This window comes from Desertivirga brevis, from assembly GCF_017355835.1.
Genome location: NZ_JAFEWF010000008.1, coordinates 437060 through 461871 on the forward strand (window position 1 = coordinate 437060; position 24812 = coordinate 461871).

The 24812-nt window shown below is 40.2% G+C and carries 11 protein-coding genes; all 11 read left to right on the forward strand.

Annotated elements, in window-relative coordinates; translation table 11 throughout:
- Positions 1-401 precede the first annotated feature (401 nt).
- The 11 genes from J4N25_RS19415 to J4N25_RS19465 all read left to right on the forward strand — a co-directional run bounded on the left by J4N25_RS19415 (position 402) and on the right by J4N25_RS19465 (position 24480).
- Complete coding sequence (locus J4N25_RS19415) at positions 402-3578, forward strand: SusC/RagA family TonB-linked outer membrane protein (RefSeq protein ID WP_242695951.1); 3177 nt, start codon at positions 402-404, stop codon at positions 3576-3578.
- A 9-nt stretch (positions 3579-3587) separates the two neighbouring features.
- Complete coding sequence (locus tag J4N25_RS19420; RefSeq protein WP_207423455.1) at positions 3588-5510, forward strand: RagB/SusD family nutrient uptake outer membrane protein; 1923 nt, start codon at positions 3588-3590, stop codon at positions 5508-5510.
- 19 nt (positions 5511-5529) lie between these two features.
- Positions 5530-8433, forward strand: coding sequence for a SusC/RagA family TonB-linked outer membrane protein (locus J4N25_RS19425; protein WP_207423456.1), 2904 nt, complete (start codon positions 5530-5532; stop codon positions 8431-8433).
- A gap of 19 nt (positions 8434-8452) precedes the next feature.
- A complete protein-coding gene (locus J4N25_RS19430) occupies positions 8453-10249 on the forward strand; it encodes a RagB/SusD family nutrient uptake outer membrane protein (protein ID WP_207423457.1) in 1797 nt (598 codons plus the stop codon).
- Between the two features lie 26 nt (positions 10250-10275).
- Positions 10276-11283 (forward strand): DUF5627 domain-containing protein, encoded by a 1008-nt coding sequence (locus J4N25_RS19435; RefSeq protein WP_207423458.1) that lies wholly within the window; start codon positions 10276-10278, stop codon positions 11281-11283.
- Positions 11284-11305: 22 nt separating this feature from the next.
- Positions 11306-13060, forward strand: a complete 1755-nt coding sequence (locus J4N25_RS19440) for an endo-1,4-beta-xylanase (protein ID WP_207423459.1) — start codon at positions 11306-11308, stop codon at positions 13058-13060.
- Between the two features lie 140 nt (positions 13061-13200).
- Positions 13201-13941: a hypothetical protein gene (locus tag J4N25_RS19445; protein WP_207423460.1), complete on the forward strand. Its 741-nt coding sequence runs from the start codon at positions 13201-13203 to the stop codon at positions 13939-13941.
- Positions 13938-16709 carry a TonB-dependent receptor gene (locus tag J4N25_RS19450; RefSeq protein ID WP_207423461.1) on the forward strand — a complete coding sequence of 924 codons (2772 nt, stop codon included), beginning with the start codon at positions 13938-13940 and terminating at the stop codon, positions 16707-16709. The genes J4N25_RS19445 and J4N25_RS19450 overlap by 4 nt, the downstream gene beginning before the upstream one ends.
- Entirely contained in the window at positions 16706-17839 is a 1134-nt protein-coding gene (locus J4N25_RS19455) for a DUF4249 domain-containing protein (protein WP_207423462.1), read from the forward strand. The genes J4N25_RS19450 and J4N25_RS19455 overlap by 4 nt, the downstream gene beginning before the upstream one ends.
- Positions 17840-17878: 39 nt before the next feature.
- Positions 17879-20296, forward strand: coding sequence for a TonB-dependent receptor (locus J4N25_RS19460; RefSeq protein WP_207423463.1), 2418 nt, complete (start codon positions 17879-17881; stop codon positions 20294-20296).
- Between the two features lie 146 nt (positions 20297-20442).
- On the forward strand, positions 20443-24480 hold the full coding sequence (locus J4N25_RS19465) for a hybrid sensor histidine kinase/response regulator transcription factor (protein ID WP_207423464.1): 4038 nt from the start codon (positions 20443-20445) through the stop codon (positions 24478-24480).
- Positions 24481-24812 lie beyond the last annotated feature (332 nt).

Below are 24812 nucleotides of genomic sequence, written 5' to 3' on the forward strand. Positions count from 1 at the left end.
ATTTCCTGCTTGTTATTAATTAACCAAATTATATTTAGATGAGACAATCTTTACTAACCAAGAACACCCTTGAGGGTAACCGAATTTATTATCTCTACCCAGAAATCATGAAAGAGTTGCAAGTACTTCTTAGGCTCGTTTAAATTTCGATTTTCTCAGGCCTTTGCAGATTACATATTCTGGGATTACTTACACTAACAATTATTAAACTAACGAAGGTGAAGATCCGTAATCTTCATTCCATCATTCAATTTCAATTTATGCTATAGAAATTACTATTGGTGCTTTTCCTGACAAAGAGCAAGGGATGCACGTATTTAGAATAGGTTGATCTATTGACCGCAGCAGAGGCGAATTACAAGTCCTGCAATTAATTATGAAACTTTTATAAACTGTTAATAATGAAAAATGAAAGAAAGCAATTTCTTAAGATTCCGTGCCTGGTTTTACTGATCATTTTCAGTGTTTTGAAAACCTATGCGCAGGATAAAATAACACTAAGGGGAACTGTGGCGGATTCCAAGGGGTTATCTGTGATTGGAGCCATTGTAGCTGTAAAAGGGGATAATACAAAAAGAACTACTACAGATGCGGATGGAAGATTTACTTTAACGTCTATTGATCCTAGTGCTACACTTGTAGTTACCTACCTTGGAATGATAACCAAGGAGGTAAAAGTTAGTGGGAATTCTACCATCAAAATTACGCTACAGGAAGATAATAGGATGCTGAACGAGGTAGTCGTTGTAGGTTATGGGCAGCAAAAAAAGGAATCACTTGTTGGTGCGATCACCCAAACAAGCGGAAAAGTTCTAGAACGTACTGGTGGTGTTACTAATTTAGGCCAGGCATTAACTGGTAATTTACCTGGCGTTGTCACTACCACGTCAAGTGGTATGCCGGGGGATGAAGACCCGCAGATCCTGATTCGTGCGCAGACAACCTGGAATAACAGTTCTCCATTGGTTTTAGTTGATGGAGTTGAACGGCCTATAGGTACGGTAGACATCTCGTCAGTAGAGAGCATTTCTGTTCTTAAAGATGCATCGGCAACTGCCGTTTTCGGAGTAAAAGGTGCAAATGGGGTTATTCTGATAACAACAAAAACAGGGACTGCTGGTAAGGCTGTGGTTAGAGCAAAAGTTAACTCCACTGTTAAAACGGTTTCACGTTTACCCCAAAAGTATGATTCTTATGACGGCTTATCTTTAAAGAACCGGGTTATTGAAAGAGAGCTATCTGTCAATCCTGCCGGTTGGAGCCCTTCGAACGTGGTACCGCAAGAGATTCTATTGAAATACCGCTTTCCGGCCAACTTAGAGGAGTGGGATCGATATCCCAATGTTGATTGGGAAAAGGAATTGTTAGCTGATTATGGAATGTCTTATGGTGCTAACGCAAGCATTTCTGGCGGTACCAAATCTGTAACTTATTTTGCATCTGCTGATTATGCACACGAGGGTGACATCTTTAAAACCTTTGAAAATAACCGTGGCTATACTAATGGTTACAGTTATGATCGGATTAACTTTAGGAGTAATCTTGATTTTAATGTAACGAAAACTACTAAACTTTCTACAAAATTATTCGGGTCGAATGGACGGCGAATGTTTCCATGGGATCAGCCGGCTAATAGCAACTTTTCACAAAATTTCGTTTGGTCTTCTGCTTATAAGTCTGCTCCAGATGCCATTCGTCCAATTTATTCAGATGGAACATTTGGTCAATACACAAATAACTTCGATCAGCCTAATTCAGTTGCTGATCAGGCAACTGCCGGTTTTGAGCAAAATACTAACACTCAGCTAACCACAGATTTTGTATTGAATCAGGATCTTAAAATGCTTACAAAAGGGCTTACCCTAAGACTCAATTATTCTTTTGACAATACTTTCTTAGAAATCGACCGTGGTATAATTGATAATAACCTAGGTGAAAATCAAACCCAAAGAAAGTATGTAAATCCGCTAACGGGACAGGTAACCTATACAATTCCGACTAGTGGAACTACCGGGTTAGATTATTTCGGAGTGACCAATTGGCGTGTAAATGCAGGTGCAGTTGACAAAGGGCAAACTTACCGAAGAAAAAATTATCAAGCGCAGCTGAATTACAATCGGAGCTTCGCAAAGCATGATCTTGGATTGATGGGACTCTTTATGCGGGAACAAATAGCGCGGGGTAGCGTGTTTCCAAAATATAGAGAAGATTGGGTTTTCCGTACCACTTATGGTTTTGCTTCGAAATATCTATTGGAGGCGAATGGCGCATATAACGGATCTGAGCAGTTTGGACCTGATTATCGTTTCGCGTTCTTCCCCTCTGTCTCAGCGGGATGGGTGATAAGTAATGAAAAATTTATGAAAAAGCTGGATTTTATCAATAACCTGAAATTACGCGGATCATGGGGTAAGATAGGAAGTGATAGATTGGGTAATGACGAATTCGCTAACCGCTACCTGTACAGGGATCAATGGGCCTTGGGTGGAAATGCGGCCATGGGTACTCTAAATCAAAATTCACCTTATACCTTTTATAGAATGACCCAGTTGGGTAATCCTAACATCGCCTGGGAGAATGTGGAAAAAAGAAATATTGCGGTAGATTTTAGCTTTCTAAATGGATTAGTTGGGGGAAGTTTTGACATGTTTAAGGATGTAAGAACTAATATTATCATCGCAGGTTCAGGTAACAACTCAAGAGCTATCCCTCAATATTTTGGACAAGCTGCACCAAATGCAAACCTTGGTAAAGTTGAAGGAAGGGGCTTTGAGCTTGAATTGAGGTTTAATTATAAGCTTAATAAAGATATCAGGTTATGGGCTAATACGAATATGACCCGTGCTTTAAATACCGTAAAATTCCGGGATGATGGCGAATTACTGCCACAATATCAAAAGCAAGCAGGTTGGCAATTAGGGCAGGTAAGATCGTTTTTAGAGTCAGCCTATTTACGCTCATGGGATGATGTTTACGGAAGCACGCAGCGCAATAGCAATGATGGATTTAAACTACCAGGCGATTATAATATTATCGATTATAATGCTGATGGCATCATAAACTCGTTTGATCAGGCACCTTACGGCTACTCTGGATCTCCGCAAAATACTTACAATGCTTCTCTAGGATTCGATTGGAAAGCGTTGAGCATTTTTGCCCAGTTTTATGGCGTGAACAACGTTACCCGTTTCGTTAACTTCCCCACTTTTTTCAAAACATCATCTCCTTCAAATGTAGCCTTTGTAGAGGGCACCTATTACTCACCTATAACAGGTCAGGGAAATACACCTCTTCCGCGGTGGAGTGCAGATCCTGAAGGTCTTTCCGGTGCGCGCTATCAATTTGACGGATCCTATATAAGGTTGAAAAACGTTGAGGTTGCCTATACCCTAAGTGGAAGAACTGTAAACAGATTAGGTGTTAAGTCTGCAAGGCTTTTTGTTAACGGAAATAACTTATGGGTATGGAGCAAAATGCCTGACGACCGCGAATCTAACTTTGCAACAGCAGGCAGTTCAGAACGAGGATCTTACCCTACGACCAGGCGTTATAACTTCGGTGTCGACTTAAATTTTTAAGAGAATAAGATGAAAAATTATTATAAACTAATATTTGCGCCTCTGCTTGTGGCGATGATTGGTGTAAGCTTAAGTTCATGCCGGAAATATCTTGATGCGGCTCCTGCCACTGCTATATCTAACGAGGAGGCATTTAAAAATTTTAGAAATTTCCAGGGGTTTACAGAAGAATTGTATAATGCCGTTCCTATAATAAGTGGGTCGACAGCTCACAATAGCTGGAATTTCGGCGAGGATGAACTTTGGCAGACAAATGACAACAGGTTAGTAGCTTACAGGATAGATCAGGGAGATTTCTTTGGTATTTATAATTCTGTATTCGGCTCCTGGTTTAATACAGGTGGCAATGCTAATAACAATGTTAGGGGTGATAAGGGTGCACTTTATGGCCTTGCATGGTACGGCATTCGCAAGGCCAATATTGGGCTGGCTAGTCTTGATAAACTCGTTGATGCCACACCCGAAGAGAAGAAATTGATTGAAGGACAATTATACTTCTTCCGTGGGTGGTTTCACTTTATGTTAGCGCAATATTGGGGAGGGCTTCCTTATATTGATGTAGTGCTTCCTGCGGATCAGGCTCCTCGTATTCCTCGATTAAATTACCATCAAACGGCAGACAAAATTGCTGTGGATCTCAGAAAAGCAGCAGACTTGCTTCCCCTTGACTGGGATCAGATTCCTGCCGGGGCTGCTACAAAAGGAAACAATGACCGTCGGATTAACAAGATTATGGCCCTCGGATTTCTGGGAAAGAACCTCCTCTGGGCTGGAAGCCCGCTTATGAATGAAGAGTCTACGGGCGTTAATGCATACAACGCAGACTATTGTAAAAAGGCAGCGGATGTTTTTGCAGAGGCGTTAAAAATTTGTGAGGCCACCAACAGATATCGTTTAGTCCCTTTTTCAAATTATACTGAGATATCTTTAACATTTGCGAAAGCTGGTCTGATTCCTGGAGCCCCTATTGTGAATGGAGAACGATATGTTGAAGCCATTTTTCAAGAGAATCCTCTTGAGAATACCCGTTTCGCTAGCAACCAGATAAATGATTATCGTCCACAAACCATCAGACCAACGGGTTTGAAAGTTTATCCTACTGCAAACTATATAAGCTATTATGGAATGAAGAATGGTCGTCCGATACCAAATCCTTCTCAGCCACAACTTGATCCGCAGTCCGGTTGGGATCCCCAATACCCCTGGAAAGATCGTGATCCCCGCTTTTATCATGACATCATGTTTGACGGTGAAAAAGCTGTAAATAACGCAGCGAATGTAGGGAATAATGAATTTAGACAATACGCCAGTTTATTTACCGGTGGCCATATGAGAACTTTTGATGGAGCGACTGCCGCTTTCACAGGTTATATGCTTTCAAAATACATCAATAAATTAAATAATAATTGGGATGGTTTTGCGGGTAATAACAACGTGGTTGTTTTTAGTTTTCTTCGTTTGGCCGACATGTACCTGATGTATGCCGAAGCGGCATCCGAAGGTTATAATTCACCTCAGGGAAAAGCTCCAGATTATAGTAAAACTGCCGTTGATGCGGTGAATTTTGTGAGGGACAGACCGGGATTAGGTGTAGGACACGTTGCTCCTGAGTACACAGTTTCACAAGACAAGTTTCGTGAAGAATTGAGAAGAGAGCGCGCTGTCGAGCTAGCCTATGAAGGGCACAGGTTTGTCGATCTTCGCCGCTGGAAATTGGTGGATAAATTCCCTTATACACTCAAGACAGCTGTTCAATTTGATCGGGTAACTCCAAATGCACAAGTATATGCTGATCCGAAGAACGCCCGCGTTGCTAATTTCAGAGAAACGGTATTACTGGAAAGAAAGTTTACCAGCAGGCATTACTGGTTCCCATTCCCAACATCTGATGTAAATATTTATGAGGGTTTTAGGCAAAATCCAGGTTGGTAGTATTAAGAATATGTACAACATGAAGAAAAAAATTATAAGATCTTATTGTATTCTATTAGCCGCATCTCTGGTTGCGTCTGGAATCCAGGCACAGGAGTCCGGGTCAGGGACTAAAGTTCAGGAAGCCAAAGATAGAGTGCTGGATCCAACTAAGGACAGCATTATAAACGTAGCGTTTGGAAAAGTTGCAAGGCGCGACGTTCTGGGTGCTGTATCGTCGGTGAACATGTCCAATTTGATCAGGAAAAGTTATAGTACCAATAGCTTAGATAATCTCCAAAGCCTTGTCAGCGGGGTTACTGGCCCGAATGTGTGGGGCCAAGCGCCTCTTTTATTGGTGGATGGAATTCCCCGTCGCTCTTTTGATGTTAACATGGTAGAAGTAGAGTCTGTTACCGTTTTGAAAGATGCTAGTAGCATAGCGCTTTATGGAAGCCGAGCTTCAAAAGGTGTAATACTTGTGACTACGAAAAGAGGATCAGTTAAGCCTCTTACGGTTGATGTGCGGGCCAATGGAGGGTTAAATGTGCCTAAGGGTTATGCAAGTTACCTAAACGCGGGCGAGTACATGACATTGTACAACGAGGCTTTACGGAACGATGGTTTAACTGGAAGGTTCTTCACACCGGAGGAAATATACAATACTCAAGCAGGTGTTAACCCTTTCCGTTATCCAGATCTTAATCTGTTATCATCTGAGTTTTTGAGAAAAACGACTTATCGTACAGACGTTAATACTGAAATATCAGGTGGTGATGAAAACGCTAAGTATTATTCAAACATCGGCTTAGGCTACAATAATAACCTGTTAAAGCTGGGTGATGCTAAGAATAATAACGATCTGAGTTTTAACCTGAGGGCAAATGTTGATATGAAGATCACTAAATGGTTGAAAGCAACAACTGATGCTGTTGTGCGGGTAGATAACAACTATTCGGCCAGGGGTAATTTTTTTGGAGCTGCGGCTACATTACGTCCTAATGATGAGTGGTTCTCTTATTTAATTCCTATAGACAAGTTGGATCCTAATAATCCGCAATTACAAACCATAGCCGCAAACAGTAATCATATCATTGACGGAAAATACTTGTTAGGCGGTTTGTCTACCAGGCAGACTAATGATCTCTCACAAATTCTGGCCTCTGGCTATATCAAAAATAAACAGCGGACTTTTATGTTCAACTTTGGTGCAGATGCAGATTTGAGCGGAGTAACAAAAGGCTTGTCATTTAGTACACGATTTAGTATGGATTATACATCAAGGTATACTGAGGGCTATTCTGTAAGCTATGCCACCTACCAGCCTACCTGGCAAACAATTGACGGTAAAGAGTTGATCACTAATTTGCAGCCATTTGGTAATGATGTGGTAAGTACTAATGAATTTATCGGCACTTCTTTATATAACGAAACCATTTCAATTAATCCTCAGCTTAATTACCAACGTAGTTTCGGTCAAAATCATAATGTCAGTGCTAAGTTACTTGCATGGGGCTGGATGACGAGAATATCGAGCGATGTTGATACCGATGCCGGTAGTGATTATCAACCAATAAGAAACACCAATCTAGGAATGCAGGCAGGATATAATTATCGCCAAAAGTATTATGTTGATTTCACAGGTGCTATAGTACATTCTGCAAAGCTACCAAGAGGCAATCGGAGCGCATTATCTCCTACCGTAAGCCTGGGATGGCGTATTAGTGAAGAAGATTTTTTCAAGAACAATGTACCATTCGTAAACGACCTTAAATTTACAGCTAGCTATTCGGCCTTAAAACAGGATCTGGATATCACTACAAATTCAGCAAATGGTCCTGCTGATTATTATTTGTGGGCTGGAAACTATACAACCACTAACTGGGTTCAGTGGCAAGACGGTACCTCGGCCGGGGCGTTCATTCAGGCAGCCGGTGGTGCGAACCCTAACTTGAGCTATATTGATCGTAATGAGTTCAGAGCTGGGTTCGATGCCTCCCTTTTCAAAGGATCTTTAAACCTGAACGCGAACTATTTCAGTCAGGATACAAAAGGACTTCTTTCACAAGGTTCAGCAACAGTTTACCCATCTTATTTTACAAGCAATGGTTCTTTTCAGCCATGGATGAATTTTAACAACGATATGCGTACCGGGTTTGACTTTTCAGCAAACATTAATAATAAACTAGGGAAGTTGAATTATTCACTCGGGTTTGTTGGAATGGTATATAATTCTGAGGCAACAAGAAGGGACGAGGTTTTCGAAAACTCTTATCAAAACAGAGTTGGTAAGCCGTTAGATGTTTATTGGGGTTATATAGCAGAAGGCTTGTTTCAAAACCAGGCTGAGATAGATGGTCATGCAAGACAGACATTTGGAGGTACACTGAAACCCGGTGATATTAAGTACAGGGATGTAAATGGTGACAATATTATTGATAACCGTGATGAAGTAGATTTGGGTAAGAATGGTTTTTCTGCCTCTCCCTTTAATTATGGTTTAAACTTAACGCTAAATTGGAAGAACTTCAGCTTCTTTGCTTTAGGGTCTGGACAAGTTGGTGCGATAGGTTATAAAAACACCTCAAATTATTGGGTGTCTGGTGCTGGTAAGTATTCTGACGTGGTTCTCGGCCGCTGGACTCCTGAAACCGCTAATACTGCAACTTATCCGCGCTTAAGCACGAATAGTACTACCAATAATTTTAGGAACTCAACTTATTGGATGTATAAGAACAATAGGTTTGATTTAAGAAGGGTTCAGTTTACCTACGATTTTAATAAAGCTGCATTTAGAAAAGCTCAATTTATTCATGGTCTGAGTGTTTACTTAAACGGCGACAATTTACTGGTTCTATCCAAGGAACGTAAGTTAATGGAAACGAATATCGGAACTAGTCCCCAGACCCGTTTCTACAACCTGGGTATGAAAGCAACTTTTTAACGACAAAATGAAAGAGATCATGAAGATAAAATTATTACTATTCGGGCTGCTTGCCTTGACCTTTAGCGGTTGCAAGAAGTTGCTTGAGGAGGACCTCCAACTTATTAGGTCGGCAGATCAAATTTATGTCGATCCAGTGTTTGCTCAGGGCTTCGTTTTGCAAGCATATAGAACGATTCCACCATATTATAATAATAGTGATTTGGCAACAGACGATGCCGTGGTTAACCTTTCGGCTAATGCTGCGCTTACTGCCTTTCGTCAGGTTGCAACAGGTTCCTGGACACCAACAAATGCAACAATGAGTGTATGGAATGGCTCATATTCTGCAATCCTGTATGTTAATCAGTTCCTGGCTAACTCTAATAAATCAAGATTTGCGAATGATCCCGCTGCAAACAAGCTGTTAAATTTTAGAATGAGAGGTGAAGCATTTGGACTACGTGCGCTTCATATGTACTTTCTTTTAAGGCATCATGCAGGGGTAACTCCCGACGGACAGTTAATGGGAGTGCCAATTGTTACTGACTATCAGGATCCTGCCTCTACTAACTTTAACCAGCCAAGGGCTACTTTTGATGCCTGTGTAAAGCAGATTTACAGCGATCTTGACAGTGCGGAATACTATCTGCCTACGGAGTACGTAGATCTAACCGCTGCCAGTCAGATTCCTGCACAATACGCTTCAATTACGCAAAACTTTGCAGCATACAATCAAGCCATGGGTAAAACTTTCAGACAGTTATTTAATGGGCTTATTGCCAAGTCTGTAAGATCGAGGGTTGCTTTGCTCGCTGCCAGTCCCGCATTCCAACATGCATCCAATCCTGCAACATGGGAACAAGCTGCGAATGCCGCAGCCTTAGTTATCACCTATAAGGGGGGACCAAATTCATTAGTTCGTCCTACAGGCCAGCTACCGGGGCATACCTTTTACGATAATCGTGCAGAGATTGATGCTCTATCTCAAGGTGATAATCCACACGAGATGATTTGGAGAGAAGTTCGCCAAAATACTAACAGTGATCGCGAGGCGCAAAACTTTCCGCCAAGTTTATTTGGAAATGGAGTTATCAATCCAACAGAAAACCTCGTAGAGTCATTTCCTATGGCAAATGGATATCCAATAGGTCACGGTAGTAGTGCCTACGTCGCAAGTAACCCTTATGCAAACAGAGACCCACGTTTAAGGGCTTATATTTTGTATAATGCTCATCCTGATCATACTACTATCAGAACAGGGAGCCAATCAGGCACGGCCGATGGTATAAACGTTAGGACAACATCTACCCGTACAGGTTATTATCTAAGGAAAACACTTCGCTGGGATGTTTCTTTAACTCCCGGATCTGTAACAGGAAGAAACCGCTACAATCCGCGTATCCGCTTTACAGAAATTTGTTTGAATTATGCGGAGGCAGCTAATGAAGCCTGGGGGCCAAAAGGGAGCGGTCCAAATACATTTTCAGCTTATGATGTAATCAAGGCAATCCGTACTAGAGCTGGAGTTGGAACGTCTAATAACCATGCCTATTTGGAGGAATGTGCTACAGATAAAACCAAGATGCGCGAGTTGATTAAAAATGAACGTCGCCTGGAACTTTCTTTTGAAGGCTTCCGTTTTTGGGATATACGTCGTTGGAAGGAAAGTCTGACTAAACTAAATGAAACAGCTCGCGGCTTGGATGTAAACGGCAATGTTTATACTCCAATTAACGTAGAAGAACGGGCATTTCAGAATCACATGATTTACGGACCTATACCATATTCAGAAGTGCTGAAGTATAGCAATTTACAACAGAACGCTAACTGGTAGTGACCCACAGTAATTTATTATTCAAAATGAAAAAAGTTAAAATATTTATCGGCTTGGTAGCTGCTTTGATTACTGCAACCGGTTGTTTGAAGAACAAGGATATTGATCATCCCGATTTTGATTATCAGGCGGTATATTTTGCCTATCAGTATCCGGTACGCACGGTTGTGTTGGGTGAGGATTTATTTATTGATAACTCATTAGATAATGAACGTAAGGTTGAGATTAAGGCTACGGTTGGTGGAACACGCGAGAATAAAAAAGATATTGCTATAAACTTTGTGGTTGATAATTCACTCTTAAACAATTTGAACTTCTCGACAGGAGGTAATATAAAGCCTTTACCAGCTAATTATTATTCTTTGGCATCGAATCAAATAACGATTCCAAAAGGGAGCTTGCTGGGAGGAGTACAAGTTCAGTTAACTGATGCATTTTTTGCCGATCCCGATGCTATCAGGAACACTTATGCTCTTCCGATAAGGATGACAGGCGTACAAACGCGGGATTCGATTTTAGCAGGCAAAAACTTCGTTTATTATGCAATAAAATTTGTTAATCAGTGGCATGGTAATTATTTAAGAAGAGGTTTCGATGTTATGACCAATGGTGCCACCACCAGAAATGTTAGACGACATGCTGATTTTGTAGAACGGGACGAGGTTAATATGTTAAATACTAAAAGCTTGAGTCAGCTGGAATTTCCAGTGGTTTTTAAAGATGCACAGGGAAATAACTTCTCTTGTACTTTGTTATTAACATTCGATAACGCCGGAAAGTGCACTATCACAACCAATACAGCTAAATTTACAGCAACCGGTACGGGCTCGTTTATAAAGAAAGGTGAAAAAAATAGTTGGGGAAATATTGACAGAGATGCGCTCTATCTTGATTATCAAGTTGCTTATACCGGTGTAAATGTAGGTTCTGGATCAAGTGCCACAACTATTACTGGAAGCGTTGCTACAAAAGACACTCTGGTCATGCGCGACCGTGCTGTAAAATTTGAAGTGTTCACACCAGTAGCCCAGTAGGTACATTAAAACGGAAAGAATTATGAAGATTAATAAAATAACTGCGGGTATTGCGATCTCTATCGCAGTGTCTTCCCTGTTAGTTGCCTGCTCTCAGTTTGAAACCCGGGAGTTCAGCATAGACAAACCGCAATCTCTGATTGATCAGGAAGCATTAGATGCTTATAAAGAACTAAAAACATACGTCAACTATAATAACCAGCCTAACTTTAAGTTGGGTGTGGAGCTTAGTGTATCTGAAGTCGCTGAAAACTCGCCCTTTTATCGTGCGATGCAAAGTCACTTTGATGAGATCAACTTTACAAGGTTAAACCATATGGACTTTGTACCTGCCAGTGGTGCACCTGTTATGGATAACTTCATTGCTGCATTAGATGTAAATAAATCAGCAGGTATGGCGGTTCATGCTGGGCACCTTTTGCAGCATAGCAATCAAAATGCTACGTATCTAAACAGTTTGATACCTGACCTTATTATTCCTGGTCCGACGGGAACTCATCTGGTGGAAAACTTTGAAAGCAGGACTGTCGGAAGTTCTTTTCCTGTTTACTATTCCACTGCAGACGTATCCGGTACCGCTAGAATATCTACAGATCCGGTTGCCGGAGCAACAAACAGCGGTAAAACGCTAAAGCTTGATGGGCCCCGGGCTTTTCCTCAGTATCAGGTTAATTTGCCTTCTGGAGTTACGCTTGGCGATTGCAAAAAGCTTTTGCTTGATGCCAATGCTGCAGCTGGAAACCAGGGGGCGGGAATTAGTTTAGGAATTTCAACGGCTTTCGGTCCAGTACCTAGCGGTCGGTTCAATAAATTCAACCCAGGTAGAAGTTTGGAGGCCATTGGTGCAGTAACTAACGTCTGGGGTAGGAATTTAGAGCTAGATCTTTCCACCTTCGCTTTTACCGATGCTGAAAAACAACTAAATAGTTTTGTTTTGACATTCGGTAATGAAACTGGTGGAGCAAATATGCACCTGGACAATATAAGGCTAACATGGGCGAAATTTACCGTTATACCGAAAACTCCTGCAGAAAGAAAGACTATTTTCACCGCAGAACTTGATAAATGGATCAAGGCAATTGGTACGGCGGGTAAAGATAAGGTCAAATCGTGGAGCGTAGTTTACCAGCCTCTTGATGATATTGACCCAGCGAAATTAAGAACTGGAGTAGGAATGGGTATGCTTCCTGCAAATACCTTTTATTGGCAGGATTATTTAGGTAGGGAATATGCGGCTACGGCTATCAAAATGCTTAAGCAATACGCAAACCCCACAGACAAAATCTTTATTACCGAAACTAATCTGGTGGATAATGTTACTAAAATCCAGGGATTGAAGGACTATATTGCTTATACAGAAACCCAGGGAGCTAATGTTGATGGAATTGCAACAGAATTAGCATTAAATGTAACTACTGTAGATAAGACAAAAGTCGAAGCGATGCTTCAAGCATTAGCGGCCACAGGAAAGTTAATCAAAATATCTGCTCTGGATATTGGTACTGGAGGTAATACCGCTGCGGCAACGGCAGAACTGTACCAACAGCAAGCAGAAACATATAAATGGTTTGTTAAGGCATATAACACACATATACCTGCGGGGCAGCGCGCTGGTATCACTTTCAGAAGTCCATATGATCGAATTTCAAGTGATTCCTGGAGGCCAAATGAACCTGTGGGTTTATGGACAAGGGGTACCTCTGGTAGTACTGTTAATGCTGGATATCAAAGAAAACCTGCCTATGTTGGGGTTGTAGAAGCTTTTCAAGGAAAGTAAAAAGCCACCAGTTTAATAGTAGAGAGATGATTGTGAAAGATCATCTCTCTCTTCATCGCCTAAATAGCTCTACCAAAACATCGAGTCCTTTTCCTGGGATAAAGGAAATAGTTTCTCTCCTTACTAACCGACCGATAATCATGAGACGATTGCTATTTTTTCTTCTGATCATATTCTCAGAACTGCCTGTGTTTTCTCAGGAATTGGGTGACAGCTTATTTGTTGCTGGCGTCTTGAAGAATGCTAAGGAAAGTTATGCGAGTCTCCTTAACCGTGTAGCACCAATCTATAATGGCAGAGAGTATAATCCATCCGGGCCAATTAGTGACAATGACCATTTTTTTTTTATAGATGATGTATATGCGTCAGGGACAATAGGGTTTGAAGGGTATATTTACAAAAACGTTAAAATTAAGTATGAGCTTGTTAAAGACCAGTTAGTCCTATTGCATTTCGACGGGGCCACTCCAACTACTGTAATACCTGCCCAGGTAGACTTCTTCTCATTACACAACCACACTTTTATTAATCTTAAAGCCAGCTCTGAGAGAAATGAAGGAGAGAGCAGTATTAAACCCGGATATTACGACCAACTATATAGTGGAAAGATCAGCCTCCTTGCGAAGAGAGTAAAATCAGTTGCAGAAAAAATTACTCCAACTCAAGTTGAGAAACATGTCTTTCGGGAAGACAAGTACTATCTATTCAAAAATTCGCGATACCTGAGCATAAAAAGTAAAAAGGCTCTCTTAAAACAACTTCGATCAACACAGGCTCAAAATCAAGAGTTCATCAAGAAAAATCAGCTTAATTTCAAGAAGGATAAGGAAAAAGCAATGGTTGAACTGGTAAGGTTTCATGACTCAATAGTTCAGTTATGAGAAATATTTACACCTATTTCTTTATTTCCCTGGTCTCGATTTTCCTGCCGATAATGGTTTGTGCCCAAAATATTGGCCAGAAGTTCGATATACATTTGAGTAATGGTAATTTGGAGGAGCTGGTGAAGGCAATCGAGTCGAAAACGTCCTACCATTTTCATTATCAAGCCGACTTGTTTGACAGTTTGAAAGTTGCAGGTGATTTTAAAGAGGCTACAGTTAAAGATATTCTAGACAGGGTTTTTTCTGCCACTGATTTTCAGTATGCTATTTATAAGAATGAAATTTTTCTAACCAAAAATATTCGCATTATTACTACCCTTCCATTCCAGATGTCGACGGAAGAGGAAACAAAAGTTATCGATAATAAAGCTCTGGTCGCAGATCTTACTTCATCAGAACCTTCTGTTTCTACTAGTGTCAGCTATAAAGTCTACCCAGTGGGAAGAAATATAAATCCCGCGAAGAGGACCGCAACGGTGGCTGGTTACATTAAAAACTCAAAAACAGGAGAGCCAATCCCAGGGGTACATGTTTTTATTAATAAACCTAGAGTTGGCAGCATAACCGATGGTTTTGGCTTTTATACGATCACTCTCCCTAAAGGAAGACATGAACTTAATATACAGGCTGTAGGAGTTGAGGATACCCGACGGCAGATACTAGTCCAGGGTGACGGTAAATTAGATGTAAGTGTCGAGGAAGAACGTATGGCTTTAAAAGAGGTAATGATCACTTCTGATAAAACCGCCAATATTCGTAGAACTCCTATGGGGATAGAAAAGCTTGATATTAGTACAATCAAGCAAGTTCCGACAGTCTTTGGAGAGGCGGATATTTTAAGGGTTGTTCTTACTCTCCCAGGGGTTAAGTCGGTAGGTGAGTCTAGTATTGGATTCAATGTCCGGGGCGGCTCGGTTGATCAAAATCTGATACTTTTTAATGATGCCACAGTTTTTAATCCCTCTCATTTTTTTGGTTTTTTCTCTGCATTTAATCCGGAAGTAGTGAAGGATGTACAGCTGTATAAAAGCAGTATTCCTGCAAAGTACGGAGGCAGGCTTGCATCTGTACTTGAACTCAGCACTAGGGAAGGTAACAAAAAAGAGTTTACAGGAACAGCGGGTATTGGATTAATCACTAGTCGCTTAAACTTTGAAGGACCGCTTATCAAAGATAAAAGCTCCTTCATGTTGGGTGGAAGAACTACCTATTCCAACTGGATCATGGATATACTGCCTAAGAAGGCCGGATATCACGGAGCAAAGGCGGGCTTCTATGATCTCAACCTGAATATCAACCATCAGCAAAATGAAAGGAACAGCTTTTATTTTACTGCTTATCTTAGCAGTGACAAATCTAACCTGGCTACAGATACTACCTTTCGCTACAATAATCAGAACTTTTCGCTAAGGTGGAAGCATACGTTTAACAATAAGTTATATGGTGTTATTTCAGGGGGGACAGATAATTATGGCTATGAGAATTACAGTAACCACCGGGAGGAGTCAGATTATAAACTTAAATTCAGCATTGAACAAAAACACTTAAAAACCACTTTCAGCTATTATCCTAAGTCAAAATTGAATTTGGAATTTGGAGCCGGAACAATTTATTATAAAAGTCAACCAGGTTCTCTTAAACCCTACAGCGAAAGATCCTTAGTCTTACCGGATATACTAGCGCAAGAACAAGCTCTTGAAAGTGCTGTTTTTGCAGAGCCGAAATACGACCTAAGCAATGACATTACCTTAAATGCAGGGTTCCGTTATTCTTTCTATAGCAGACTAGGGCCTGGAAATGCGAACTTCTATGCACCTGGACTTGCTTTAGCCGACGTGAACATGGTTTCTGAAAAACAATATCCAAAAGGCAAGTCTATGAAAACCTATCAAGGGCCTGAATTCCGGTTGGGGCTACGGTTTGCTTTAACTCCAACTTTTTCAATTAAAGCAGGATATAATACACAAAGGCAATACGTACACATGTTGTCGAACACTACTTCTATGTCTCCTACGGATGTCTGGAAGTTGAGCGATATAAATATAAAACCTCAGAGAGGTAATCAGGTTTCGCTAGGGATTTACAGAAATTTTAAGTCTAATACTATTGAAACATCCATCGAAGGCTATTACAAAAATATCACGGATTTTTTAGATTATAAGAGCGGGGCAGTATTGATCTTAAACCACAAGATCGAGCAGGATGTTCTACCAACACAGGGGAAAGCTTATGGCGTAGAGTTTCTGGTAAAAAAACTTACCGGAAAGTTGAATGGATGGATAGGTTATACCTATTCAAGGACATTCCTAAAAACCGAAGATGTAACGGGAGCCAATTCTATTAATGATGGTAAGTACTACCCATCAAATTACGATAAGCCTCATGACTTCACACTTATTGGAAATTATCGTTTCTCACACCGGGTAAGTTTTTCTTTAAATACCACTTATAGTACAGGCAGGCCAATCACTCTCCCTGTTGGTAAATATTATTATGAGGGTGGGCAGCGGCTGTTGTATTCAGAGAGGAATCAGTATCGTATACCTGATTATTTTCGTTCTGACATATCAATAAATGTGCTCGGTAATCATAAAGTTAAACAACTAACTCATAATTCCTGGACTTTCGGAATATACAATTTAACAGGGCGGAAAAATGCCTTTGCAACCTTTTTTGCCAGTGAGAACAAGGTTATTAACGGATATAAGCTATCCATTTTTGGTTCAGCTATTCCCTTCGTAAACTACAATATTCGATTTAAATGAAATCAAATATAGCTCTTATTATCATTCTGGTTATTGCAAGTGCCTGCAGGGAATCTTTCAGTCCAGAGGTGGATGGTCATTTTAGGAATCTTCTGGTCGTTGAAGGATACTTAAATATTGGCGACTCTACAACTTTCATTCTTAGCCGTACAGGAGATTTAAAAGACTGGCAAGGCCGTATTCCGGAAGCCGGTGCAAGGATAGAAGTTCAGGATCATCAAACCACGGTAATCTCGGGTACTACTAGTGAGAAAGGGGATTGCTTGCTGAAAACCACCGGTTTAAGCCCGAACGAGACTTACCGGATAAAAATAACTACAAAAGATGGCAGTGTTTATCAAACAGATTTTTTGGAAAGCAAAGTCACACCCGAAATAGATAGCATCAGCCGTAGAATAGAGAATGATGGCTTCAAATTATACGTAAGTACACACGACCCTTCAAACAAAGCAAGGTTCTATTCATGGCATTTCCAGGAGACATGGGAAATAACAACACCTTTTTTTTCTCTTTTAGAACTCAAGAATGGGAGGATTGTTGAGCGTGACAGGTCTATTAATATTAACCGTTGCTGGCAAGGCAACGGTTCTTCAGCGATACTACTAAACTCCACCGAGCGTCTATCTGAAGATAGAGTTTCTCAGGCTCCCTTAACTTTCATTAAAGGTAATTCAATTAAGCTAAATCTTCTGTATAGCATTCTTGTAAAACAATTTGCTCACACACGGGAGGGTTATCAATATCTTGAAAACATGAAAAAGAACACAGAGGAGATCGGGAGTATTTTTGACCCTCAACCTTCTGAGCTTAAAGGCAATATTACTTGTGTCACAAATCCGGAAGAACAAGTACTCGGATGGATCGGAGCTGGGACTGTCACGGAAAAGAGAATTTTCATTCATAGAAGGGAAAGGTTACCAACATGGTCATACAGGGAGGAGGCTTGCGAATCAAGAGACGTACCTCTTGATAGCGTGCTCATTTATACGAGCGCGGGCTATTTGATAAAAGACTATGCTCCCTTTGACCCCATGAAAGGCCCTCCTACTCATGCTACAATGACCAGAGATAAGTGTATCGACTGCAGACTAAAAGGAAGCAATGTGAAACCTCCGTACTGGCCTGATTAAATTCAATTATCTCTTATGCCCGGAATTACAAAATATAAATTGAACAAGATAATTTCCATAACTATTATGAAGAATGGGTTTTCTCTTTTATTGGTTTGCCTACTACTTCCGTTTTATGCCCTAGCTCAGAAGTTTGATTCTACATCGATAACGCATAAGTTCAACACTTATCTTAAAAATACACTTCAAGAGAAGATCTATGTTCATACTGATAAGTCGTCATATATGTCGGGAGAAATTATATGGTTTAAAATCTACAATGTTGAAGCTTACACAAACCGTCCCATAAGTTATAATAAAGTTGCTTATGTTGAAGTTTTGGATGAGCAAAACACAGCAGTGCTTCAGACAAAGGTGGATTTATCCCATGGCTCCGGCTCTCTATATATACCTATAACTATTGCTACGGGAGCCTATACCTTAAGATGTTATACAAGTTGGATGAAGAATTTTGATCCTTCCTTCTACTTCTATAAAGATTTAGCAATCTATAATTCTTTAACTAAGGAGGAGGCACCGGGAACGGCCGTCAGAAAAAAATACGCTGTACAGTTTTTCCCTGAAGGAGGGAATCTTGTTCTGGGTTTAAAAAGTAAAGTAGGATTTAAAGCTGTAGATAGTGAAGGTAATACCTTTCACTTCCGCGGTTGCATTGTAAACCCCTCTGGTGACACAGTTGCAAGATTTAGTCCTTCTGATGATGGTATAGGAACCTTTTATTTTAGGCCGGAGCAGATTCAGGATTACCATGTATTAATAGCCCCGGTAAATGAAAATCCATTTTCCGTACAGCTTCCAAGAATCTTTGAACGAGGGGCAGTGATGTCGACAACGTTCGGTGCCGACTCAATATTAAATATATCAGTTCAGTCCAACCTCGAGAGCGAAGGCAGCTATACCCTTTTTGTTCATACAGGTTATCACACTGTATTTACCCGAACCCTAAGTAGTAAAAGTATTGCAGAAGGTTTTAAGGTTCCATATAAGGATTTAGGGGAGGGTATTTCTCATTTAACGCTTTTCAATAATGCCCAACAAGCACTATGTGAACGTTTATATTTTAAAAAGCCTTTGAAGCTTGCAAGCGTTGAAGTTTTAACAGACAAGAAGAATTATTCATCCAGGGAACAGGTAAAGGTTTCAGTGAGGGAAACAGTAAGAGGGAAAGCCTTAAAAACTAGTTTTTCCATCTCTGTTTTCAAGGTTGATTCAATAGCTACCCCTTATGATGATATTTCCACATACCTTTTATTAAGCTCAGAACTAAAGGGGCGGATACCACAGGTCTCGTCTTATCTGAAAGAATATTCAGAAGAAAAGATGGATCATTTAATGCTAACTCATGGTTGGAGAAGATTTAAATGGGAAGATATTATTCAAGAGAAGAAACCTGATCTTAAATTTTTCTCTGAGCCGCAAGGACATATTATAAGCGGCCGGATATTAGAAAAGGAGACAAACCGACCTCTCGCTGACCGGAACGTTTTTTTATCGATTCCGGGACAGCGAATTCAGTTTTATACCGCTTACGCCGATAAGTCAGGGGAATTTAATTTTCTAACAAAGGATTTTTCTGATAGTCCATTGGGAATTGTTGTTCAAACAGAACCCCGAATTGATAGTCTGGCAAGGATAGAGATTAGGGGACCTTTCTCCTCTAATCATTCCGATTATAAGCCTGCCAAGTTCAATTTCAAAACTTCTGTAGAAGATCTTCTTCAACGAAGTGTTGCCATGCAAGTTAATAATGCTTTTAATGGAAGGCTGCTCAATAATCGAATCCCTCGAACAATAGATTCCACTTCTTTTTATCAACAACCCGAAAAGATTTACAAATTAGATAACTATGTCAGGTTTAAAACGATGGAGGAGGTTCTGCGTGAATATGTTTCTGAAATCAATGTCGCGGTAAGAAAAAAGGATTATTACTTAAGTGTATTCGACAAGGAAAGGAATGAATTCCATTCATCGTCTCCATTAATTCTGGTAGATGGAGTGCCCGTTTTCGATGATGGCACAACCCTTATAAAAATCGACCCATTAAAGGTTAAGCAGCTAGAGGTAGTTAGTAATGGATATATTTATGGAAACAACCGTTTCTCAGGGATAGCCAGTTTTCGAACTTTCAAGGGTGACTTAGGTGGTTTAGCATTGCCTACCCACGCTACGGTGATAGACTATGAAGGAGTACAGGAGAAAAGAGTGTTTTATTCCCCCATGTATGATGGAGATTGGATAACCTCTTCAAGGATTCCTGATTATAGAACTACCTTGTTTTGGAATGGAACTAACGAAACCAGCCAAGAGGGAACAGCCACTGTAAACTTTTCTACCTCAGATTTGACCGGCAAATACCACGTAGTGGTGCAGTCGTTGTCGGAAGAAGGGTTCAGTGGCTCGCAAGTTGCAGAATTTGAAGTATATAGCAAAAATACTGCTATGAGAAACGGTAAATGAAAATCAGTTTTAGTGCAAATAAAAAAAGGAGCCTTGAACATTTGTACCATCATCCTAAACAATGTGTGCTAGCCATAAGGCCCCATAAAATTAATTTTACCTATCTCCTAAAAGAATAACGGAGGCACTAACCAATATGATCTGAAATGCTTAAGCTGAAATATCTGTATTTCATAGTTTTTTTTGTTCTATTTCCCTCTCTGATTTTCTCTCAGGAAAATGAAATGAATTTTATGAACCTGGGTAGCAGGGAAGGCCTTTCTTCAAATATTGTTACGTCTATACTAAAGGATCGATTTGGCTATTTGTGGTTTGGAACCGATGATGGTTTAAATAAGTTTGATGGAAAACAATTTACTGTTTACCGGCATAATGTAAAGGATTCAAATAGTATCGCCTCCAACGATATCGTGGATCTTTATGAGGATGGGAAGGGGAACTTATGGATTGCTACCAGTTCTGGGGTGATCATGTATAACAGGAGGATGGATTCTTTTATAAATTATAATAAACTAATTCGCAATCCAATTTTATCCATAGCTACTGGCCCTGATGGTAATCTTTGGATGGGTACTTATGGTGCTTTAATCCTATTTAATCCTGTGACATCGAAATTTACTTATTTCTATTCCAATAATCCAGCTGCACGTGCGGCTGTTTCAACTACTATTCAAAGGGTATTTAGAGATAAAGGTGGTAGTATGTGGCTTGGAACCAGTAACGGTCTTTATCTTTATTTGGAGAAATCAAATTCTTTCAAGAAGTATGCGCATTCTGATAAAGACAGCTCAAGCTTAGCCAATAACGCTGTAAAATCCGTTATTCAAGACCGTAAAGGTAATATTTGGGTAGGAACAGATAGCGGTCTAAGTATGTTGCTTCCAGATGGTAGCGGGTTTACTAATTATAAACATACCCCAAGCGAGCATAGCTTAAGTAGTAACATAATATACTCTCTGGCTGCAGAGCCAAATGGCAGAATTTGGATTGGAACTGAAGAAGGCCTAAATATTCTTGACCCTTCAAGTAAGGTAGTTCGTCGGATCAGACGGAATCATAGAAATCCCTATAGTTTAATAGGTAAGGCTGTTAATTCAATTTTAATTGACAGAGAAGGTATTTCATGGGTAGGAACCTATCGCGGTGGTATTAACAAGTATGATAAGAATCTTCCAACTTTCAACCTTCGTCAGAGTAATCCTTCTGATCCTCTTGGACTTAGTGCTCCGGTTGTTACCTCATTCGCTGAAGTTAACCGTTCGGAAATTTATGTGGGAACAGACGGAGGGGGAATTAACCATTTCAATCGTAACACAGGCCTCTTTAAAAATATACCATTATCGAATTCAGGGAAAGGCAAGGCCGTTCTGGCAATGGAAGGGGTGGGTGCAGAAATTTGGGTAGGAACTTATCTTGACGGGCTTTTTGTTTATGATACAAAAACAGGTGATATCCGGCGGATAAGTGCAGGCTTTGGTTCGAAAAGCATAAGTGGTCCCAGTGTTTTTTGTATAAAAAAGGATAGCAGGAACAACATATGGCTTGGCACCAATGGCCAGGGCGTCACCTTTTACGATTCTTCAAAAAGATCGTTCCGACATTTTTCACAGTCTGAAAGGGGAGTGGATATTATAATGGCGAATGGCTACATCCGCGCTATCGAAGAAGATCATGAGGGGAATTTGTGGATCGGATCCCGCGGTGGTGGTATTGCTGTTTATAATCCTATAAGTAATAAATCGTTAATTTTAAATTCTGCCAATAGTAAATTACCCAAAGATAATGTGAACGCAATATGTGTAAGTTCGACCGGAACTGTTTGGGTAGGTATGAGCGAAGGCGGGTTGGCGTATTACGATTTAAGGAAGAAACAATTTATACCCTATTCCGAGAAAGACGGACTCGCAAATGAAGTGATCTACAGGATATTGGAGGATAATTATGGAAAGATATGGGTAAGCACGAATAAGGGATTAAGTAGTTTTGATCCTGGGCTAAAAAAATTTAGAAATTTTTCATACCACAACGGTTTACAGCGTAGTCCATTTGTTCTGGGCTCAGGGATGAAAGTATCGGATGGGACCTTGTTTTTTGGTGGCGTTGATGGCTTTAATTACGTAAATCCTGGTGCCTTGCATTTTAATAGGAACAACCCAAGAATTGTTCTTACCGACCTTAAAATTTCAAATAAAAGTGTTCTTCCATCTCCTGATGCTGAAATTAATGAGCATATTTCCATATCCAAGCGGATAAAATTAGATTATAAGCAGAACTTTTCCTTGAGTTTTGCAGCACTGAATTTTACCTCCCCCCAGGAAAATAGATATATGTATAAGCTGGAAAAGTTTGACAGGGAATGGAACAATGTGGGAGCTCTAAATACGGCAGTTTATACAAACCTTGATCCTGGAGAATACACATTCTACGTAAAGGCTGTAAGTGCAAATGGTAATTGGGTTAGTCCCGTCACCACCATAAGAGTGTCAGTTAGACCGCCATTCTGGCTAACCTACCCGGCCTATTTTTTCTACTTTTTAATTATTGGTTTGGTTTTATGGCTCATCCGTCGTAGAGGAATCCAAAAGCTGGAGGGGAAATTTGCCATAGAGCAGGAACGACGTGAAGCTGAACGTGTGCATGAATTTGATCAACTAAAAATAAAGTTCCTTACAAATTTAAGTCACGAGTTTCGCACTCCTATTTCCTTAATTATGGGGCCAGTAGAGCAATTGCTGCAGCTCGAAACCAGTACTAATAAACATGGCCAATTAAGCATGATCCGCAGGAATGCAAGGCGCCTGCTAAATCTTGTTAATCAGTTGCTTGATTTTCGTAATATGGAAGATCGTGAGTTACGACTGAATGTAAGTGAAGGGGACTTTATCGCCTTTGCGCGAGATGTTGCAGAATCATTCAGAGATTACTCAGAAAGAAGGCAGATCAACTTCGAATTTAACAGCCAGATCAAATCCTATTTCACCAATTTCGATCATGATAAGGTGGAACGTATATTTTTTAATCTGCTTTCAAATGCCTTTAAATTTACCCTGAAGGGCGGACTAATTACTTTCAGGATAGAAGATTCAGAAAACGGCCTTAAGGTGCAGGTTGCAGATACGGGTATAGGGATTGAAGAAAAAGCACACGACAAAATATTTGAGTCTTTCTTTCAGAGCAATTCAGGTTCTGCTATTCTTAACCAGGGAAGCGGTATAGGCTTGTCTATTACCAGAGAGTTTGTTAATATGCATGGGGGCAGTATCGAAGTGCAAAGTATCGTCGGAAAAGGTTCAGTATTTTCCATTCACTTCCCATTTAATCGAATTGAAAGTCCTGGGAGCTTAGATGAAGAGGAACCGGACTTGATGCACGAAGGGAACCCTCAGGATCATTTATTGGGAGAAATTGTTGATTCGCAATTGCCGGTAGTTCTACTAGTTGAAGATAGTGACGATTTCAGGTTTTATCTGAAGGATAATTTAAAGCGAGCCTACCGCATTGTTGAAGCTTCTAATGGTAAGGAAGGTTGGCAAAAAACGCTTTCTTCTCATCCCCAGCTAGTGGTAAGTGATATTAGCATGCCTCATGCCAGCGGAATAGATTTATGTCGTAAGATAAAGGCCGATAAACGAACCAGCCATATTCCTGTGCTATTATTAACTGCTTTGACCGGGGAAGAAGACCAGTTGTTAGGATTAGAGACCGGGGCAAATGATTACATGACAAAACCCTTTAATCTTGATATCCTGAACGTTAAAATCCGGAATCTTTTAGCACTTAACGAAAGACTTAAAAAGACCTATACCAAGCAAATTAAGATGACAAGTCCTGAGGTGATAATCGAGTCTGAAAATGAAAAGTTCCTGAATAAGGTCATACAATACATTACATCAAATATCAATAATCCACAATTGTCAGTAGAAGATTTGAGCCGGAATATGGGAATGAGCCGGGGATCCCTATATAGTAAAATTCTAGAACTAACAGGGGAAACTCCAATTGAATTTATCAGATCTATAAAACTGGATAGAGCTGCCGTTCTTCTGGAAAAAAGTGATATGAATATTGCTCAGATAAGTTATTCGGTTGGCTTCTCGGCTCCAAATTATTTTGCCCGCGCATTCAAAATACGTTTTAACATGCTACCTTCAGAATACATCATATCAAAAAGAGGAAGTAATTGATAACAAATTATAAGTTGCATCTGCAGAAGTTATATTTCATGCTAACGTTTGCACTGTTTCCTTGTAAACCGCCTCAAAACCCTTTAGAACCTTATTTTTTGAACAATCGCTTCATCCTTTTATTCAAATCTTGCACCTCTTAAAACTCCTTCCGGCTACCTTCGAACAAACGAAATTATAACCTATTGAACTAACTATGATGCTTCCTATTACAGACACTTGACGTAGAGCAATGGAAAAAATGACTTTGATCTAGTGATGAATTAGAATTGTGATGATGGAACCTACGTCATTGTGATTTTTACTTTATCCCTAATTAAGTCTGCTACAGT

What these genes read in the sequence shown, in the direction of transcription:
- J4N25_RS19435 (WP_207423458.1), top strand. Translation starts at nt 10,276, where the DNA reads ATGAAAAAAGTTAAAATATTTATCGGCTTGGTAGCTGCTTTGATTACT.
- J4N25_RS19425 (WP_207423456.1), top strand. Translation starts at nt 5,530, where the DNA reads ATGAAGAAAAAAATTATAAGATCTTATTGTATTCTATTAGCCGCATCT.
- J4N25_RS19430 (WP_207423457.1), top strand. Translation starts at nt 8,453, where the DNA reads ATGAAGATAAAATTATTACTATTCGGGCTGCTTGCCTTGACCTTTAGC.
- J4N25_RS19420 (WP_207423455.1), top strand. Translation starts at nt 3,588, where the DNA reads ATGAAAAATTATTATAAACTAATATTTGCGCCTCTGCTTGTGGCGATG.
- J4N25_RS19455 (WP_207423462.1), top strand. Translation starts at nt 16,706, where the DNA reads ATGAAATCAAATATAGCTCTTATTATCATTCTGGTTATTGCAAGTGCC.
- J4N25_RS19450 (WP_207423461.1), top strand. Translation starts at nt 13,938, where the DNA reads ATGAGAAATATTTACACCTATTTCTTTATTTCCCTGGTCTCGATTTTC.
- J4N25_RS19465 (WP_207423464.1), top strand. Translation starts at nt 20,443, where the DNA reads ATGCTTAAGCTGAAATATCTGTATTTCATAGTTTTTTTTGTTCTATTT.
- J4N25_RS19415 (WP_242695951.1), top strand. Translation starts at nt 402, where the DNA reads ATGAAAAATGAAAGAAAGCAATTTCTTAAGATTCCGTGCCTGGTTTTA.
- J4N25_RS19440 (WP_207423459.1), top strand. Translation starts at nt 11,306, where the DNA reads ATGAAGATTAATAAAATAACTGCGGGTATTGCGATCTCTATCGCAGTG.
- J4N25_RS19445 (WP_207423460.1), top strand. Translation starts at nt 13,201, where the DNA reads ATGAGACGATTGCTATTTTTTCTTCTGATCATATTCTCAGAACTGCCT.